Here is a 17,347-nt window from a genome sequence, read left to right as displayed (position 1 = left end):
CAAAGTGACCATAAGAGGTCTTAGAATAGACTCGTACAATTAGCTTAGCTCTTTTAAAGCATTAACTCCCGCTCTTGTTTTTCATTGTAAATAATATTTTGAAAAACTACCTGAGCAAAAAAGGTACAATCAATAAACGCAAATAGTGAGGGCAGATATATTTTTTTCATAATTGAAGTATTTTTGTCTAATTATAATGAATATAGAAATTTAAATTTTTTACTTTCTCTATCTCATCATCGGTGGTGCTCATTGTAAAACCCATCAGAGACTAGGTGATTTTTAGTAAGTAAGAGATACAGACATTTGCAAAAATCCTCAATCATATGAAAATGCAGCGTAACAAAAAGAAGGAGGGCTTGATGTGACCTTGGCAACATTGGAAAAACCATAATCTTGTTTCGGAATCCCAAACATATTACTGTCAAGTTCACCGTTGCGGTTTTCATCATGGATCATGAAAACGGCATATTTTTTCCGGTAGAATATCTGAAAACTGAAAACTCGCATCTGTTCTGCTTATTTGTGTTAGCATGATCTTAGGTGCGAATTTCAGGAATTTATTGGGAAACTTTCCCAAATTCAAAAATAGTACAGGGGCTTCCCCCGCATTGTTACTTCTATTCTAAATTTTTATAATAACGGAGAGGCACTCGGTCTGAGCAAACCCATTTAACGGCAACCAAATTAAGCTTAGAGCCACCCAAAAATCAGCTTAGAATAAATCTTGATCAGATTTTTGATTGGTTGCTTCATACTTTTATTTTTAAAATGTGGTCAATTATGATGATGGGTTAAATTCTCTGTGATTATACAATTCATTGTCTAAACTGTTTTCTTCATCATATTTAATAGCAGGGAAATAATGAGGCAAAATCATTAGTTCATAAGACCTTTCTAAATCTACTCCTTTTTTAAATCTTTTTGTTTTTGCAAAAGTGGTGTAATCTATTTCCTTAATATGTACTTTCTTATTGTTTTCATCAAGAGTTGCCGTGCCAATTGGTATGATCAGGTGGTTCTCTCCTTCTTCATTTAAAAATTCATGCACCCCATCGCTTGCAGGAGTTGCATAGTTTTCGTGACCAACTTCAATTAAAGTAGCATCAACTTCCACATCAAGATAAACAACGCGTTCTGCCTTTTTGCTCACGAGCAGTCCATCTACTTTGCCTATGGTTCTTTTATCACTATCTACTACTTCCCAATCTCTTACATCTGCATAGTCGTATGCTACTTTATAATCTGATAGCTCATGTAAATAATGGAGGTTTTTACTTTTGTCTTTCATAATTGTGAATTTAAATTCAGTTAATTAATTCATTTTATTAAGTAGGTCTGCAGTCTTTGTGAAAAAAGATTTAACAGCATCTCGCTGGTCAAGGGTTAAAGTTTGGGGATCAATTGCCACAGCAGCACTTTTTACATCAGCAGCTTCATTGCTTAATTCTGGATATTTGGCTTGCTGCATATTTGTCAAGGAAGTGCTTAACGCATCAGCAGCGCTTCTTATTTTATCACCATGAGTAGTAACCATTGGGTCTTTTGTTATTTCATCCGTTCGCTGTTTTACTTTGATCATGTCGGCTTTTATATCGTAGTCTGCTTCAGTGGCCATAGCATCTATAGCATTAGTCAACTTTGTAAATGCTTCACTGGTAAATTCATGATCTTGACCCATGGTATTGGGATCGGAATTAATAAATGTAACATAGGCGACAACTATTTGGTTCTTTTCATGTATATCTATCAACGCTCTTTGATCTACTGTTTTTAAAACCTCCGCTTTATCGTTTCGAATAAAGAAGAACCAGCTAACAAAAAGTAAAAAGAGCACTAATAAAATCCAAGGCCATACTGGCTTTTTCTTTTCTATTTTAATTTCTGTCATAATATAAGTTTTATAATTTACTCTAAAGGTAGACAAAAAATTATTTATTTCTTCGATTTTTAGTTGTAAAAACTTGATTAAGTATTATTTATGTATTTTTTTTTATATTATGGAGAATTGTTTTTAAATAAAAAGGCATTTACCTATGAGAAATGAACTGACCATAATAATTTTTAGAATAGAGTCATCAAATTTATTTAGCTCTTTTGAATCATCGTATTCTGGGCTATTTTTAATCTGCTCAACCGAGGCATTTACAGTAACTTCTGAAGTTTCCCAATTAATTCTTTTATCGAGTAAGGCGATAAAATTACCTTCTTACTTGGAAACCAATTTCCGGTGTCAACTACCATATAATGTATTGTCCAATCGCTGTCATGTACTATAAAATCTTTCACATCGCCAATAGTATATTGTAAGGCATGTATCTTTCATGTTTTTATTTTTTGAATGTTAGGTGTATTCAAGTTGGGTTACTCTTTAATAAACGGTACTTTGCTTTTCATAATGGGAACATAAAGCAAGACGTTGAAATCGATGGCAGCAAGTAGTATTCCGTAGCCCTCCATGACAATTGTCTTGTCTAAAATGAAATAATTCATTAATACTACAGTTCCAATACCGACCGTTAATCCAAGAAAAAGACGAATGAAAAGAATTTTAAACTGGACTTTATTTTCTAAGTTGAACAGCCAATTGCAAAAAAATTTCTGAAAAAGCATAAAATAAAAGTAAAAATGCTTTTAGGTAACTAAGTATCTCTATTGTGTTTGCAAATAATAAGACTGAGATTCCATAGACGAACATTGCTAACGCATGCATTTCATGTTAAACAAATTGAACTTGTTGCCGTTTACGTGAAAAGACTGTGACTAATGCGAGGATAGCCCCAATAATCAAAGTAATTCCCAAAGTATACCTACTAGTTTTGAAAGTAAAGTATTTTTCAAAAAGGAGAAAAATACCTTGCAAAATTATTATTGCTCCATATAGGTTTACGAAAAGATTTTTTTTCACGATATTCTTATTTAATTTTTGGTAGATTTTTTATTTAGGCGACACTATCCTAAAATCTGTGTAAGTTTAAAATTTCAGGGTTAAATTTTTTTATAGTTTAATCCTGTTTTCAAATATAGCTAAAAATTGATTGAGTATAACTCCCCAATTTCTAATTGGCATTGTCCATTTTTTAGTACTTTCATTTAGAGCTAAAAACACGGATTTCATAACAGCTTCATCTGTTGGAAACGACAGCTTGTTTTTGGTGTATTTTCTAATCTTTCCATTGAGGTTTTCTATTAAATTTGTTGTGTAAATAATAGTTCTAATCTCGATAGGAAAATCGAAGAACACAGTGAGCTCATCCCAATTGTTTTCCCAGCTTCTGATAGCATAAGAGTACTTTGAGTCCCATTTAATTTTAAAGTCTTTTAAGGCTGCTTTTGCAGCTTCTTTAGTAGGTGCCGTATAGATTTGTTTCATATCCCTGCTAAATTCTTTTTTATCTTTCCAAACTACGTAACGACAGGAGTTTCTAATTTGATGTACTACACATATTTGAGTCACTGAGTTTGGGAAAATGGTTTTTATAGTGTCTGTAAAACCGTTTAAATTATCGGTTGCTGTAATTAATATGTCTTCTGTTCCTCTGGCTTTTATATCCGTTAAAACACTCATCCAGAATGCAGAAGATTCATTTTTTCCTAACCATAAACCAAGAACTTCTTTTTTACCATCCGTTCTCAGACCAACTGCGATGTAAATGGTTTTGTTTACTACTTTGGAATTCTCTCTAACTTTAAAAACGATTCCATCCATCCAAACAATAAGATAAGTGGCTTCTAGGGGTCTGTTTTTCCAAGCTATTATATCATCGGTAATGCGATCTGTTATTCTTGAAATAGTGGATGTAGCGATATTAAAATCGTAGAGTTCTCTTATCTGTTCTTCAATATCACTGTTGCTCATTCCTTTGGCGTACAGTGAAATAATAACATTTTCAACACCATCTGTTGAACTTTCTCTTTTCTTAACAACGATGGGACTAAAAGAGCTATCACGATCACGTGGAACTTGTATCTCTGTTTCACCTAAAGTGGTTTGTAGTTTCTTTTTTGTATAGCCATTTCTTAAGTTATTGGCCTTGCTTTTTTGATGCTTTTCATAGTCTAAATGAGCATCTAACTCACCTTCAAGAATTTTTTCAATACCACGTTTGTGAAGTTGTTCTAAAAAATTAGTGAGTTCTGGACCGTTTCTAAATTGCTTTAAAAAATCTTCGTTTAAAATGTCTTCTGGTTTCATAAGTGTATAAAAGTTAAATTTAATAAATAAAAAAATCTCAGCTCAATTAATAACCTGAGATTTTAAAACTTACACACTTTATGAGACAGTGCCATTTAGGCTAAAGAGAGTCATTTGGTACAGAAGGACAAATCATAACTGCTCACACTTTCTACTATTGTTTCTATTCTATCTTTTGTAAGTCCACAAGAACTTTGCTGGCCCAAAATTAACATCATCTTCGGTTTGCTATTTTGTGGTCTTTGCTCTATTATAAGCGTCAGCAATTTGCATAGCAATAAGGGCTATTTTTTAATTCATCAAAATTTCTACTCATTAAAAGGGGGGTAATGAATTAGTGTTCAAACGATTCTTGTCGGTTCATTAAAGAATACGACTCGTGCCGATCTATTTGAACTTTAACCGGGCTGAATTATTTCATTTATTTTGGCAAGTTCTATGATAATGTTTTTAATTAATGGTAAAGTAACATTTCTATTTTTCATGCCTTTAAATTTTATCTTTCACGATTTTTCATTCGTCCAAGAATGGTCTCTAACGATATTTTCACTTTATCTATGGCACCTGAAACAGCATTTTTGACAGTATCGGCCTCACAGGTAACCGCTATTGGATCTCTGCCTTCTATTCTTGCTTCTAGTATACATTGTATATCATCGTGTCCTTCTTTTTTTCCGTTTTCGTCTGATAAATGTACTTCTATACGGCTAATATGCGATTGAAATCGGTTTAGCTTTTCGGTGATCAAGGAAGTAAAATAGTCTTCCTGATTTTCGGCACCAGAGATTGTTTTGTCGGTGTTTATCTGAATTTTCATAATTGTATTATTTTAGTTTATATATTATCCTTTGTCTTCGTCTAAATCGTTGTGGTTGTCTCCGCCCAAACTGTAATAATTGTTTTCTTCGTCTTCGCTTCCCACATTTTCTTGTTGGTCGTCTAGCTCTGAACCTGGAACATCTAAATCAGCACCCGTTTTCACATCTTTAAAGTCCTTTTCGTTCCAAGTGCCTTCCTTTTCATTTGGTGCTTTCTTTTTGGAAATATCTTCTGGATTCAAATCCTTTTCTTCCTTCAATTGTTGATAAATATCTTCAGATGGCGGATAGATATGTAAGTCTTCATACTCAGGCGTTTTAGGAACTTCTTTAGTATCAGTTTCATCATGCGTTTTAGCATATTTACGCAAAATATCTTCTAAAGAATTATTATATTCTTCAAGGCTTTTGATAGTTACTTCCTCACTCTCCGAATTGTTGTCGGGCATTTCAATTATAAACTTTGACAGTTCAGGATATTCTTGTTGAATCGTGGTAGTAATCTTTATGATGCTTTGTTCTAGTTCTTTTTTAGTTTTCATTTTCATTTTTTTTATGATTCATAATCATACTTGTTTACTACACGTAAAATTAACGTGCAGCTAAAGTAAATCGTTAATTTAAGTCTAATATATTTAAATCGCTGTACTACTAACAGATAGTTTTTTTCTTAAACCAATATTTTAAAGGTACAAATTTTTAACTTCTTAAACTGTTCTTTGCATTATTTAAAGATTTAAGTAAAATGCTTTTAACATAGTAACTTCTTCATATTTATTAATATGAGATAGGTGCTTCAGTTTATCTCCTTTTAATTAATCAATTTTTTCAAAATGAGTTGTTAAATTATTCGAATTACCTAATACATCTTTATTTAGTTTTTGGCTACTAAGCTTCAACGTTATATAAATTATATTTTAGCGTATTTCTTCTAAACTAATTTGCTTCCTTTTCCTTTGAGATAGAATTTCAGATTTTGCTTGGTTTTTAAATGCATAACCAATCAAAACTCCTGTAAAATAATATTTATTACATTGAAAATTCAAAGTGCTTTCCGTAAGATATGTAATAGCTAAATCCGTCTAATTAGGTCGTTTGCTGCTGTGATAGTTGACCCCATTGATTTTCCAATTGAATTAGATTAGTTTCTTTTAAATATTTATTTAAGCTAATTAACTTCCTATATAGGGTCAGAACAATCAAGGAGAGTTAAAATCCTACTTTCGTCAACAAATGTTAGATCTAGCTCACAAAATTTAATGATTCGCGTATCTGAAACTTTTGGAAAACTCCGTAGTAACTGCTTCTGGATTTTTCCCTAGATGGATATATTTTTTTACTCATTTGGTAATTCCTCTTCAGTGCTTCAACTATTGATGAAGTGCTTTAATTTATGTCAAGAAAATCTAGGAATGCATATCCCTACTATCCTCAAAAGTATCCATTGTTTTGTGAGTAAATTAAGTAGATTTTGAAAATATTAAGTTATTTACTCGGATTAGTCAAGCAATGCCAAGAAACTCCAATGACTTCCTATTTAAAATAATATTATCTATCCCATAAGATATTTGTCCATAAATCCTGCAAAGTGCAAGGGTAAAAGATAAAAAAATCTATTTAAATCATGGAAAAACACAGAAAAAAAGTAGTGTTGATAGCAGTTATAATGCTGTCAGCTTTTGGTGTATTTGCACAAGGAAATGGTACTGCAGGAATCACGGAAGCGACTCAAATGGTAACCTCTTATTTTGATCCTGCTACAAAACTCATTTACGCTATTGGAGCAGTAGTGGGGCTCATTGGCGGGGTAAAGGTGTACAACAAGTTTAGTAGCGGTGATCCTGATACTAGTAAGACAGCGGCGAGCTGGTTTGGAGCTTGCATCTTTTTGATTGTAGCGGCTACTGTTTTACGTTCCTTCTTCCTATAATTATTTCCTTATGAATACTTACAATATAAATAAGGGAATAGGAAGAACGGTAGAGTTTAAAGGACTGAAAGCACAGTATCTGTTCTTATTCGCAGGTGGACTGCTAGGGATGCTTATCCTGGTAATGATCTTGTATATGACAGGAGTCAATTCTTATCTGTGTTTGTTTATAGGAATTGGTGGGGGATCGCTGTTAGTGTGGCAAACTTTTTCACTAAACAAAAAGTATGGTGAACATGGTTTGATGAAAGTAGGAGCCAATAAAAGACATCCACGATATATTATCTGTCGTAAGCCAGTGCATCGTTATTTCAAGTTCAACTCCAAATTGTACCAGTTATGAGAAATAAATCAAAAGCAACTACACTGGAATCTAAGTTTCCTTTGTTGGCAGTAGAAAATAATTGTATCATCTCAAAGGATGCTGATATCACCGCATGTTTTCGAGTACAGCTACCAGAACTTTTTACAGTAGCCTCTGCGGAATATGAAGCCATTCATTCCGCTTGGCATAAGGCTATAAAGACCTTGCCCGATTACACGGTGGTACACAAACAGGATTGGTACATCAAAGAAAATTATGCTCCTGAAATTGCAAAAGAAGATTTGAGTTTTTTGGCGAAATCCTACCAACAACATTTTAATGAGCGTCCGTTTCTCAATCATTATTGTTATCTGTTCTTAACAAAAACGTCCAAAGAGCGTATGCGAATGCAGAGTAATTTCTCTTCGCTTTGCAAAGGGGTACTTATCCCAAAAGAAATAAGAGATAAAGAAACTATTCATCGATTTATGGAATCGGTAGCGCAATTTGAACGTATTGTCAATGATTCCGGTTTTATAAAATTGGAACGATTGAAAGAGGAGGATATCATTGGAACAAATGAGAAACAAGGATTATTGGAACAATACCTAAGTCTTTCAAGAGAGGAGGGAACACCAATGCAGGATATCGCTTTGGGTGGGGAAGAAGTTCGTATTGGAAACAAAAGACTTTGTCTGCATACGTTGTCCGATACCGATGATTTGCCTAGTTCCGTATCTGCAGAAACTCGCTACGAAAAATTGTCCACCGATAGAAGTGATTGTTTGTTGTCTTTTGCTGCGCCAGTTGGATTACTGTTAAGTTGCAATCACATCTACAACCAGTATCTTTTTTTGGATAACAGTGAGGACAACCTTCGGAAGTTTGAGAAATCAGCAAGAAACATGCATTCTTTGGCAAGGTATAGCAGAGCCAATCAAATCAATAAAGAATGGATCGAACGCTATTTGAATGAAGCACATTCTTTCGGTCATGCTTCTATTCGGGCTCATTTCAATGTGATGGCATGGTCGGATAATCCAGCAGAACTAAAACAGTTAAAGAACGACACTGGTAGTGCTTTGGCGTTGATGGAGTGCAAACCAAGGCACAACACCACAGATGTTGCTACACTGTATTGGGCAGGAATGCCTGGCAATGCAGGAGATTTTCCGAGTGAAGAAAGTTTTTACACTTTCATAGAACCTGCGCTTTGTTTTTTTACAGAGGAAACCAATTATAAAAGTTCCCCTTCTCCTTTCGGAATTAAAATGGCTGACCGACTTACAGGAAAACCGATCCATTTGGATATTTCGGATTTACCCATGAAACGGGGTATTATCACCAATAGAAATAAGTTTATTCTGGGTCCTTCCGGTTCTGGAAAGTCATTTTTTACCAATCACATGGTCAGACAATATTATGAACAAGGCGCGCATGTATTGCTAGTAGATACTGGTAACTCTTATCAAGGATTGTGTGAACTCATCAAAGGAAAAACTAAAGGGGAAGATGGCGTTTATTTCACCTACACCGAAGACAATCCAATTGCCTTTAATCCTTTTTATACCGATGATGGCGTATTCGATATTGAGAAAAGAGAAAGTGTCAAAACTTTGATATTAACCTTATGGAAAAGGGATGATGAACCACCAACACGATCCGAAGAAGTGGCACTTTCAAATGCTGTGAGTGGTTATATTGAAAGGATTAAGCAGAAAGATGAATTTCCTTCCTTCAATGGATTTTATGAATTTGTAAAAGGGGATTATAGAAAAGTATTGCAGGAAAAGCAAGTACGCGAAAAAGACTTTGATATTGCCAACTTCTTAAATGTATTAGAACCTTATTACAGGGGAGGGGAATATGATTATTTACTTAACTCCGAAAAGCAACTCGACTTACTTTCTAAACGATTTATTGTTTTCGAAATTGATGCCATCAAGGATCATAAAATCCTTTTTCCAATTGTGACCATCATCATTATGGAAGTTTTTATCAATAAGATGCGACGTCTGAAAGGAGTACGAAAACTAATCCTGATTGAAGAGGCATGGAAAGCGATTGCAAAAGAGGGAATGGCAGAGTACATCAAATACCTTTTTAAAACGGTACGGAAGTTTTTTGGAGAAGCGATTGTTGTAACCCAAGAAGTAGATGATATTATTCAATCACCTATTGTAAAGGAAAGTATCATTAATAATTCGGATTGTAAAATACTCCTTGACCAACGAAAGTACATGAACAAATTTGATGATATCCAAGCCATGCTTGGTCTTACTGAAAAAGAAAAAGCGCAGGTACTTTCGATTAATATGAACAATGATCCCAATAGGTTATACAAAGAAGTTTGGATTGGACTAGGAGGTACGCATTCAGCAGTATATGCTACAGAAGTGAGTCTTGAAGAATATTTAGCCTATACCACAGAAGAAACTGAAAAGTTAGAAGTGATGCGTCTTGCGGGAGAACTGGATGGAAATGTAGAACAGGCCATTAAAAGGTTAGCTCTTGAGAAAAGAGAAAAAGAAAACAAATAGTAAAAATTTAAAAACGAATAAAAATGAAAAATTTAAAAATTATGGTGTGCATGGTAATTTTATTTGCTGTCATGCCGACTGCTAAAGCACAGTGGGTGGTAACAGATCCAACCAATTTGGCTCAAGGAATAGTCAATTCAGCGAGACAGATTATACAAACTTCAACCACAGCAACCAATATGATTAACAACTTTAAAGAAGTCCAAAAAGTATATAATCAAGGAAAAGAATATTATGACAAGCTAAAGGCTGTAAATAACCTAGTAAAGGATGCTCGAAAAGTACAGCAGACCGTATTACTTGTTGGTGATGTCTCTGAGATGTATGTAAGTAATTTTGGGAAAATGTTGAACGATCCTAATTTTAATGAACAAGAATTAACGGCTATTGCTAATGGGTATTCCATATTGTTAAATGAAAGTACCGAACTTCTGAAAGAGCTAAAGCAAATTGTAAGCACTTCCAGCTTGTCGCTTACTGATAAGGAGCGAATGGATATTATTGATCGTGTTTATCTAAAAGTAAAAGAGTACCACAATTTGGTTCGTTATTTTACCAATAAAAATATTTCGGTTAGTTATCTGCGAGCTAAGAAAGCAAACAGTAGTAGAAGGGTATTGGAGCTTTATGGAACTGCTAACCAAAAATATTGGTAATCATGGAATTTAGTAATCTACACCAAGTACTACGTTCGCTCTATGACGAGATGTTGCCACTATCAGCTGATATGGCAGCAGTAGCAAAAGGTTTAGCTGGATTGGGTGCTTTGTTTTATGTTGCATTAAAAGTTTGGCAGGCACTAAGTAGCGCAGAACCGATAGATGTATTTCCGCTACTTAGACCTTTTGCTTTAGGACTCTGCATCATGTTTTTTCCAACGATTGTTTTAGGAACACTAAATGGGGTACTTAGTCCAATAGTACAAGGAACACATAGCATATTAGAAAATCAAGTTTTGGATTTGAATGTTTTACAACAGCAGAAAGACCAACTGGAAAGAGAGGCTATGCTTCGAAATCCTGAGACTGCCTATTTAGCATCGGATGAAGAATTTGATAAGAAATTGGATGAATTAGGATGGACGCCTTCCGATTTAGCAACAATATCGGGTATGTATATTGAAAGAGAAATGTATAGTATCAAGAAAATGATTCGCGATAGTTTTCGAGAATTTTTAGAAGTGCTTTTTCAAGCTGCTGCACTGGTCATTGACACGATACGAACTTTCTTCTTGATTGTGCTATCAATTTTAGGCCCAATAGCATTTGCAATTTCGGTTTGGGATGGGTTTCAGTCCACCTTAACACAGTGGTTTACTCGATACATTAGTGTGTATCTCTGGCTGCCTGTGTCTGACCTTTTCAGCTCGATGTTGTCCAAGATCCAATCGTTAATACTGCAAAAGGATATTGACAGTTTATCCGATCCTAATTTTATTCCAGATTCATCCAGTACGGTGTATATCATCTTTATGATTATTGGCATCATTGGATATTTTACAATTCCTACAGTGACTGGGTGGATTATTCAGGCAGGGGGAGCAGGAAACTTTGTTCGTAATATAAATCAAACTAGCGCTAAAACTGGAAATATTGTAGGAGCTGGTACGGGAGCAGTTACTGGAAATATTGGGGGTAGATTAATGAAATAACAATTTAAATAGTAAAGTAAAATGGAATTTAAAACATTAAGAAATATCGAAAATAGCTTTAAACAAATCAGACTGTATGCCATAGTATTTGCAGTACTCTGTGTTGGAGTAGCAGGATATGCAATTTGGGAATCGTATCGGTTTGCAGAATTGCAGCGTCAAAAGGTTTATGTGTTGGATAATGGTAAATCATTAATGCTAGCGCTGGCGCAAGACGCTTCAATCAATCGTCCTGTAGAAGCTCGGGAACACATACGTCGATTTCATGAGCTTTTCTTTACACTGGCACCAGACAAGAGTGCTATAGAAAATAATATGAAAAGAGCATTTAATCTAGCAGACAAAAGCGCTTTTGATTATTACAAAGACTTAGCTGAAAAGGGGTATTACAATCGGATTATTTCAGGTAATGTGCAACAACGCCTTGAAGTAGATAGTGTGATATGCAACTTTGAAACCTATCCTTATGCTGTAAAAACTTATGCTAAGCAGTTCATCATTCGCTCTAGTAATGTAACCAAACGTAATCTAGTTACCTCGTGTTACCTTGTGAATTCCGTTCGTTCGGATAATAATCCGCAAGGCTTCAATATAGAAAAGTTTACTGTACTGCAGAATAATGATCTAGAAATTATTGAACGTTAAAATAAACCAAGATGGAAAATCTTCGAACAAATATTGACTTATGGTTAATAAAGATTGATGTACGCTGGAGAGCACTTCCTCTTCAAAAACAGTACAAGTACATTCTGTATTCTTTTATCAGTTATTTGATTCTTACTGTAGTTGTTATACTTAGCGTTTGGTTTGAAACCGGAAAACACAGCAGTAAGCTGGATGAGGAGCGTATTGAAAACGCTCTTCTCAAAAAGAACGAATCCACAGCATCGCTACGGGATTCCTTGTTGTTAATTATAAAAAACAGAAAACATGAAAGAAAGTGAAAACAAAAAAAATACGGTCTTGGTTACGGATGGTAGCTTAGATAAAAGTACAGATATAGCGCGAGAATCTTCAGATAATAATGTAGAAAAATTTAAAAAGCCAATCCTGTTTGCGTTGATGGGTATAGTATTTCTTGGTTGTATGTATCTACTATTCAAACCATCGGAAAATATAAGAATGATAGAAGATGTAGGTCTCAATGATTCCGTTCCTCAGGCTTCTACTATCGGTTTACAGAATGATAAACAAAAAGCCTATGAACAGGAAATAGTGGAACAAAAAAATCGAGAAAAACAAAATGCGCTAACCTCTCTTTCTGATTACTGGAATGAGGGGAGTACAGAAGAATCATTGCAAGATGTTCCTGAAACAGAAAAAGAAACCAATACTAATACTTCGCTGAATAGTTATCGCAATGCACAAAATACATTAGGTAGCTTTTATAATAAGGATAACTCTGAAACGCAAGAATTGCGCAAACAATTAGATGAGGTGAAAAAAGAGTTAGCAAGAAAAGAAGAAACACCTACCAATATTGTTGACAATCAATTGGAGTTAATGGAGAAGTCATATCAAATGGCGGCTAAATATTTGCCAGTCAATAAGACTTCAACGGAACAATTAAATGAAAAAACAATGGCTGTTTCTATTGCTTCAACCGAAAAGGAATCTTTTATTTCATTTATTCCTGCTCGAAAAAATGCTGTTTCGTCATTGAATAGAGATCTTCCTGACAGTTCATTTATATCGAATTGGAGCGAAAGTCGTAATCGAGGATTTTACACTGCAGGGAAAATCGAAAAGGAGACACAGCTCAAAAATAGTATTCGAGCAGTTATCCAAACCACACAGTTAGTATCAGTGGAAAGTAGTGTTCGTTTACGTTTATTAGAGCCTGCCAAAATGCAAAATCATATTATTCCGCAAGGAACGGTGTTGACGGCAAATTCAAAATTTAATCAAGGAAGGCTCCAAATGAAAATTACTTCTATTGAGTTGGATGGTACTATCCTCCCTGTTGATCTTACTATCTATGGATTAGATGGACAACAAGGATTATTTGTGCCCTATTCTCCCGAAATGAGCGCTGTGAAAGAAATGGCTGCCAATATGGGACAAACTTCAGGAAGCAGTATTATGCTTTCAAGTTCCCCAGGACAGCAGATAGCTGGCGATTTGAGCCGTGGCCTTGTGCAAGGCATTTCAGGTTATTTTTCAAAAAAAATGAAAACTCCAAAAGTCACTTTGAAGGCAGGCTTTCAAGTGTTTCTAGTGTCAAAAAAATAATTATTCACTTTAATAAAAAATTTAAATATGAAAACTATAAAAAAAAATATGGTAATAGTACTGGTCTTATTTTTAGGATACAGTATGGAATCACAAGGGCAAGTGACTGTTACTAATGCCCAAAAATTGTACTTAGAAAAAATAGATCCGTACCCGATAGAGGTAACTTATAGTAAAACGTCGCATCTACTCTTTCCTTCTGCAATACGATACGTAGATTTAGGAAGTGACTATTTGATTGCAAGCAAAGCAGAAGATGCAGAAAATGTATTAAGAGTAAAAGCTTCAGTCCGTAATTTCGATGAGGAAACAAACTTTTCTGTAATTACCGAAGACGGGCATTTTTATAATTTCAATGTCCTCTACAATTCTAGTCCTGTGGATATGAATTATAATCTTTTAGAAATGCAGAAAGGGATAAATAGAGAGCATAGAAATGATGTCCTATTTGAGGAACTCGGAAAAAATTCACCTTCACTGGTAGACGATTTAATGGGAACGATATACAAAAAAGACAAACGTTTAATAAAGAATAAGGGTGCTAGAAGTTATGGTGTCGAGTTCATGTTAAAAGGAATCTATGTAGATGATGGCAAGTTCTATTTCCATACTCAAGTTACTAATTGTAGTTATGTCTCTTTCCATGTCGATTTTGTTACTTTCAAAGTAGTTGATAAAAAGCTAGCCAAACGTACGGTTATACAAGAAATGACGTTTAATCCACTAAGAATTTACAAACCATTGGACGAAATTAAAGGTAAAACGGTAGAGCGAAATATATTTTTATTGGATCAATTTACTATTGCCGATGACAAAGTACTCCTGATAGAAATTTATGAGAAAAACGGAGCGAGACATCAGTTGATAAAACTTAAAAATTCAGATTTACTCAAAGCAATACTGATAAAAGACAGGAAGTTTCATAATTAAAATTGGTTCTTTATAAAGGAGGTATTTGAGGATAATCCTCTCATAGTATTCAAAATATAATAATGGGCAAATAGGCTGTTTCACGACTTGTGATATAGCCTATTTTTGTTGGGTATATTACAGTGTGTTTTTTCCTGTTTATAAATAAGTACGCAACTTACTGATTTATAAATAGTAAGTTGCGTACTGATGAGGTAGTTTTTACTAAATTTAAAATTAAAAAAAAATCAAATTATGAATCCAACAATGGTTTTAAGTGGTTTAGCTTTGCTAAGTGGTTTTGGTATTCGTTATTGGATAAACAGAAGAAAATTTTACAGAAGAAGTCCTTTGGGAGCGGAAAGTTTTTCAAGTTATGAAAAATCAGTCTTTATTTCATTTTTGGAAAATACAGGAAAATGGATTGCTTATATTCTGATTATTTTTGGACTACTTTTATTATGGAGTTATTCAAAACAACAGAAAGATAACAAAGTGCTAATTCAAAAAGAAGTTCCATTTAAACACGATCAAAATCCAAAATAATAAAGTGGCATTCTTTTGCTTCTTTTCTTTTGTCACTTATGTGGAAAGAAAAGAAGTCCAGTAAAAAAAAATAGGATACTGACTATCCTAACCAATAATCACGAGCTTTTTGGTAAAATATAAAGAGCAATGAGAATCTGTGCGATTGTTGTTTTACCAAAATGGTTGTATCATTTCCCGCAAAAAGACTTTCCCGACAATTGGAAGGGAGTGTCTTTTTGCATCCAGACTTTGAAGTAATGCAACCGGAATAGGTTGTGCCCTAAAATCTTTAAGATTTAGAAAAAAACTTTATTCTGAAAAATAATAGAAATTGTTAAAATAGGCGACTACTTTTGTGAGTAGTCGCCTTTAATTTTAAAGCCTTTTTAATTGAAGTTGAAAACGTCAGTACCATTTTTTTGAAATGAGGTACAGATTTCAAAAGCCTTTTGCGATTTTGATTGTGCAGTACCTCCCAAAATAATAGATTGTAATTTTGCTTCATTGTTCTTATAGCTACGTACATTTTGGTAGTAGCCTGTAACTGCGTTATAAGCTCCAAACAAAGTGCCTTTTGTCGTTTCCATTTGTTGTGAGTCGCTCGTCATAGCATAGGCAAAGGCATCCTCAACCGTATTTTTAAAAACGGTTGATATTTCTTCCTCATTTCCGTTTTTAATATGCTGTAAGGTTTCCTTGTTGGGACATAGTGCTAATTGTATCAATTTTTTAACCTCGTTGTCCTTTACTCTTACTTTTGACCATTCATTAAAAATTCCCTCTAGTTGATTACTAAATTCGTTTGCTAATCCCATTACTTTATGCGCATTCTCCAAACGTTGTTTTGCTCCCGAAGTATGGCGGATGCGTACCACGTTGCTCATATTTCGAAGTGAAGCGTTTAGTGTATTTTGGCATACAATTCTAACAGGTGTAAAAGCTGCCGTAATACTTCCGCTACCATCGTGTGAAGTAGTGAGGAAAATATATTTTTCTGTAACATCATCACCAGTACCCACACGAATATAGTCAGGTAATTTTGCTGTAATAAAAATGCGTTCTCCATTTCCTAAAGCGCCTGCAGTCTCGTACATAATTCCATCTGTACCACCTACAATAGCATCAAAGAAACGAAATGCTTCACGATTTTGTACAATATGATACTCTTTACCGACTACACCCAAAACAGTATTGTTATCGGTACGGGTAGTAGCAAAATAATTAGGCACTTTTAGTTCATTGTCCCTAATTTCTAAACTGTCAGTAGGATCAATTATGTTTGATACCTTGGAATAAAGAGGACTTTTTATAACTTCATAGTCAAGTCCTGCGTTGTTAATAGCTTCTGCACTTGTCGGATAGTCTGATACTATTTGACCTAAACCGTGCCAAGCTTTTTGTTGTACGCTAAAAAATGAATAACGTCCCGTTCTTTCGTTGAAATTTAAATTGTGTGCCATGATATTAAAATTTTAAAAGTTGAAAAAATTATTATATGTTTAGAGTTAAAAGGGTAAATCCTCAGCAGGTTCTGGTGTGATGATCTTTGTATTATCCTGCTCTGTAAACCCTTGTGTAAATTCAATTTTCTTACTGCCTCCGTGCAATTTTATAGTCGAAGTATGAAAAGTCAAACGTGATTTTAATTCTCCGCTACTAGCTGTCCAGGCTCTTGCACTTACTCTACCTGTAAGCTCAACTAAAGCGCCTTTGGTGAGTATTTTTGCAACATTTGGACTTATCCAGTAGGAGCAATCAAAATAGCTTGTTTGCTCTACACGTTCGCCTTGTTTATTTTTGTAGCTATCATTGATGGCTAGAGAAAAATTCACTACTTGCTTGTCTTGCGCGGTTCTGTGTACTTCCGCATCCTTTGTTAATCTTCCGATGATGTTTGGAGTGTCTACCTTTGCTGAGACGAATTTATTGAGCCCATAAAATAGTATATTTGAATTATGGCAAAAGTTTATGAACAAGAATTTAAGGTTATGTTGGTTGAACTATTAAATTCGGGACGAAAAGTACAGGAAGTAAGTGATGAGTATGGCTTGAATGGCAATATGCTGCGTCGTTGGAGACGTGAATATGAAGCTAAATCAGGTGATTTCTCTAAGAAGCGAGACGTCTCGCCAGAGGAACAAGAACTTAAGGCATTGAGGAAGGAATTACGAGAAGTAACGCTAGAACGTGATATCTTAAAAAAGGCAGTAGGCATCTTCTCCAAGAGCGACAGGTAAAAT

The 17,347-nt window shown here is 34.5% G+C and carries 18 protein-coding genes and 1 pseudogene; 10 read left to right on the top strand and 9 right to left on the bottom strand.

What is annotated here, in order from left to right; genetic code table 11:
• Positions 1 to 318: 318 nt before the first annotated feature.
• The 7 genes from H602_RS20350 to H602_RS20210 all read right to left on the bottom strand — a co-directional run bounded on the left by H602_RS20350 (position 319) and on the right by H602_RS20210 (position 5,555).
• Positions 319 to 459: a DUF2141 domain-containing protein gene (locus H602_RS20350; RefSeq protein WP_245574937.1), complete on the bottom strand. Its 141-nt coding sequence runs from the start codon at positions 457 to 459 to the stop codon at positions 319 to 321.
• 322 nt (positions 460 to 781) lie between these two features.
• Positions 782 to 1,291, bottom strand: a complete 510-nt coding sequence (locus H602_RS0108985; protein WP_026977707.1) for a PRC-barrel domain-containing protein — start codon at positions 1,289 to 1,291, stop codon at positions 782 to 784.
• Positions 1,292 to 1,315: 24 nt separating this feature from the next.
• Positions 1,316 to 1,891, bottom strand: coding sequence for a hypothetical protein (locus H602_RS0108980; RefSeq protein WP_026977706.1), 576 nt, complete (start codon positions 1,889 to 1,891; stop codon positions 1,316 to 1,318).
• 828 nt (positions 1,892 to 2,719) lie between these two features.
• Positions 2,720 to 2,908: a DUF308 domain-containing protein gene (locus H602_RS20525; RefSeq protein WP_425402321.1), complete on the bottom strand. Its 189-nt coding sequence runs from the start codon at positions 2,906 to 2,908 to the stop codon at positions 2,720 to 2,722.
• Positions 2,909 to 2,998: 90 nt separating this feature from the next.
• Positions 2,999 to 4,195: an IS256 family transposase gene (locus tag H602_RS0108970; protein WP_026977704.1), complete on the bottom strand. Its 1,197-nt coding sequence runs from the start codon at positions 4,193 to 4,195 to the stop codon at positions 2,999 to 3,001.
• A 496-nt stretch (positions 4,196 to 4,691) separates the two neighbouring features.
• The gene (locus tag H602_RS0108965) at positions 4,692 to 5,012 is read right to left on the bottom strand and encodes an HPF/RaiA family ribosome-associated protein (RefSeq protein WP_026977703.1); all 321 of its coding nucleotides are present in this window, start codon (positions 5,010 to 5,012) and stop codon (positions 4,692 to 4,694) included.
• A 24-nt stretch (positions 5,013 to 5,036) separates the two neighbouring features.
• On the bottom strand, positions 5,037 to 5,555 hold the full coding sequence (locus H602_RS20210) for a hypothetical protein (RefSeq protein ID WP_211224066.1): 519 nt from the start codon (positions 5,553 to 5,555) through the stop codon (positions 5,037 to 5,039).
• A 1,082-nt stretch (positions 5,556 to 6,637) separates the two neighbouring features.
• Here H602_RS20210 and H602_RS0108955 point away from each other — a divergent pair.
• From H602_RS0108955 to H602_RS0108910, 9 genes are all read left to right on the top strand, one after another.
• Positions 6,638 to 6,943: a DUF4134 domain-containing protein gene (locus tag H602_RS0108955; protein ID WP_026977701.1), complete on the top strand. Its 306-nt coding sequence runs from the start codon at positions 6,638 to 6,640 to the stop codon at positions 6,941 to 6,943.
• Positions 6,944 to 6,953: 10 nt separating this feature from the next.
• Positions 6,954 to 7,286: a DUF4133 domain-containing protein gene (locus tag H602_RS0108950; protein ID WP_026977700.1), complete on the top strand. Its 333-nt coding sequence runs from the start codon at positions 6,954 to 6,956 to the stop codon at positions 7,284 to 7,286.
• Entirely contained in the window at positions 7,283 to 9,787 is a 2,505-nt protein-coding gene (locus tag H602_RS0108945; RefSeq protein WP_026977699.1) for a TraG family conjugative transposon ATPase, read from the top strand. The genes H602_RS0108950 and H602_RS0108945 overlap by 4 nt, the downstream gene beginning before the upstream one ends.
• Positions 9,788 to 9,810: 23 nt before the next feature.
• Entirely contained in the window at positions 9,811 to 10,443 is a 633-nt protein-coding gene (locus H602_RS0108940; RefSeq protein ID WP_026977698.1) for a DUF4141 domain-containing protein, read from the top strand.
• A gap of 2 nt (positions 10,444 to 10,445) precedes the next feature.
• Positions 10,446 to 11,438 (top strand): conjugative transposon protein TraJ, encoded by a 993-nt coding sequence (traJ, locus tag H602_RS0108935; RefSeq protein ID WP_026977697.1) that lies wholly within the window; start codon positions 10,446 to 10,448, stop codon positions 11,436 to 11,438.
• Positions 11,439 to 11,459: 21 nt separating this feature from the next.
• Positions 11,460 to 12,083: a conjugative transposon protein TraK gene (gene traK / locus H602_RS0108930; RefSeq protein ID WP_026977696.1), complete on the top strand. Its 624-nt coding sequence runs from the start codon at positions 11,460 to 11,462 to the stop codon at positions 12,081 to 12,083.
• 285 nt (positions 12,084 to 12,368) lie between these two features.
• Positions 12,369 to 13,670, top strand: coding sequence for a conjugative transposon protein TraM (traM, locus tag H602_RS0108920; protein WP_026977694.1), 1,302 nt, complete (start codon positions 12,369 to 12,371; stop codon positions 13,668 to 13,670).
• A gap of 27 nt (positions 13,671 to 13,697) precedes the next feature.
• Positions 13,698 to 14,600: a conjugative transposon protein TraN gene (gene traN / locus H602_RS0108915; RefSeq protein ID WP_026977693.1), complete on the top strand. Its 903-nt coding sequence runs from the start codon at positions 13,698 to 13,700 to the stop codon at positions 14,598 to 14,600.
• 234 nt (positions 14,601 to 14,834) lie between these two features.
• Positions 14,835 to 15,125, top strand: coding sequence for a hypothetical protein (locus H602_RS0108910; RefSeq protein WP_026977692.1), 291 nt, complete (start codon positions 14,835 to 14,837; stop codon positions 15,123 to 15,125).
• A 368-nt stretch (positions 15,126 to 15,493) separates the two neighbouring features.
• Here the strand turns inward: H602_RS0108910 and H602_RS0108905 are convergent, their stop codons facing one another.
• Together H602_RS0108905 and H602_RS0108900 are read right to left on the bottom strand one after the other, a co-directional pair.
• A complete protein-coding gene (locus H602_RS0108905; protein ID WP_026977691.1) occupies positions 15,494 to 16,567 on the bottom strand; it encodes a DUF932 domain-containing protein in 1,074 nt (357 codons plus the stop codon).
• A 45-nt stretch (positions 16,568 to 16,612) separates the two neighbouring features.
• Positions 16,613 to 17,053 (bottom strand): single-stranded DNA-binding protein, encoded by a 441-nt coding sequence (locus H602_RS0108900; RefSeq protein WP_051224341.1) that lies wholly within the window; start codon positions 17,051 to 17,053, stop codon positions 16,613 to 16,615.
• 9 nt (positions 17,054 to 17,062) lie between these two features.
• On the opposite strand from H602_RS0108900, the pseudogene H602_RS0108895 reads away from it, so the two are divergent.
• A pseudogene (locus H602_RS0108895) lies at positions 17,063 to 17,347 on the top strand (transposase); the annotation flags it as partial.

The sequence above is a fragment of the Flavobacterium tegetincola DSM 22377 genome (assembly GCF_000425485.1).
GTDB classification, from domain to species: Bacteria; Bacteroidota; Bacteroidia; order Flavobacteriales; family Flavobacteriaceae; genus Flavobacterium; species Flavobacterium tegetincola.
Note: the sequence above shows the minus strand (reverse complement) of the source record. Positions and strands in the feature narration are given on the sequence as shown.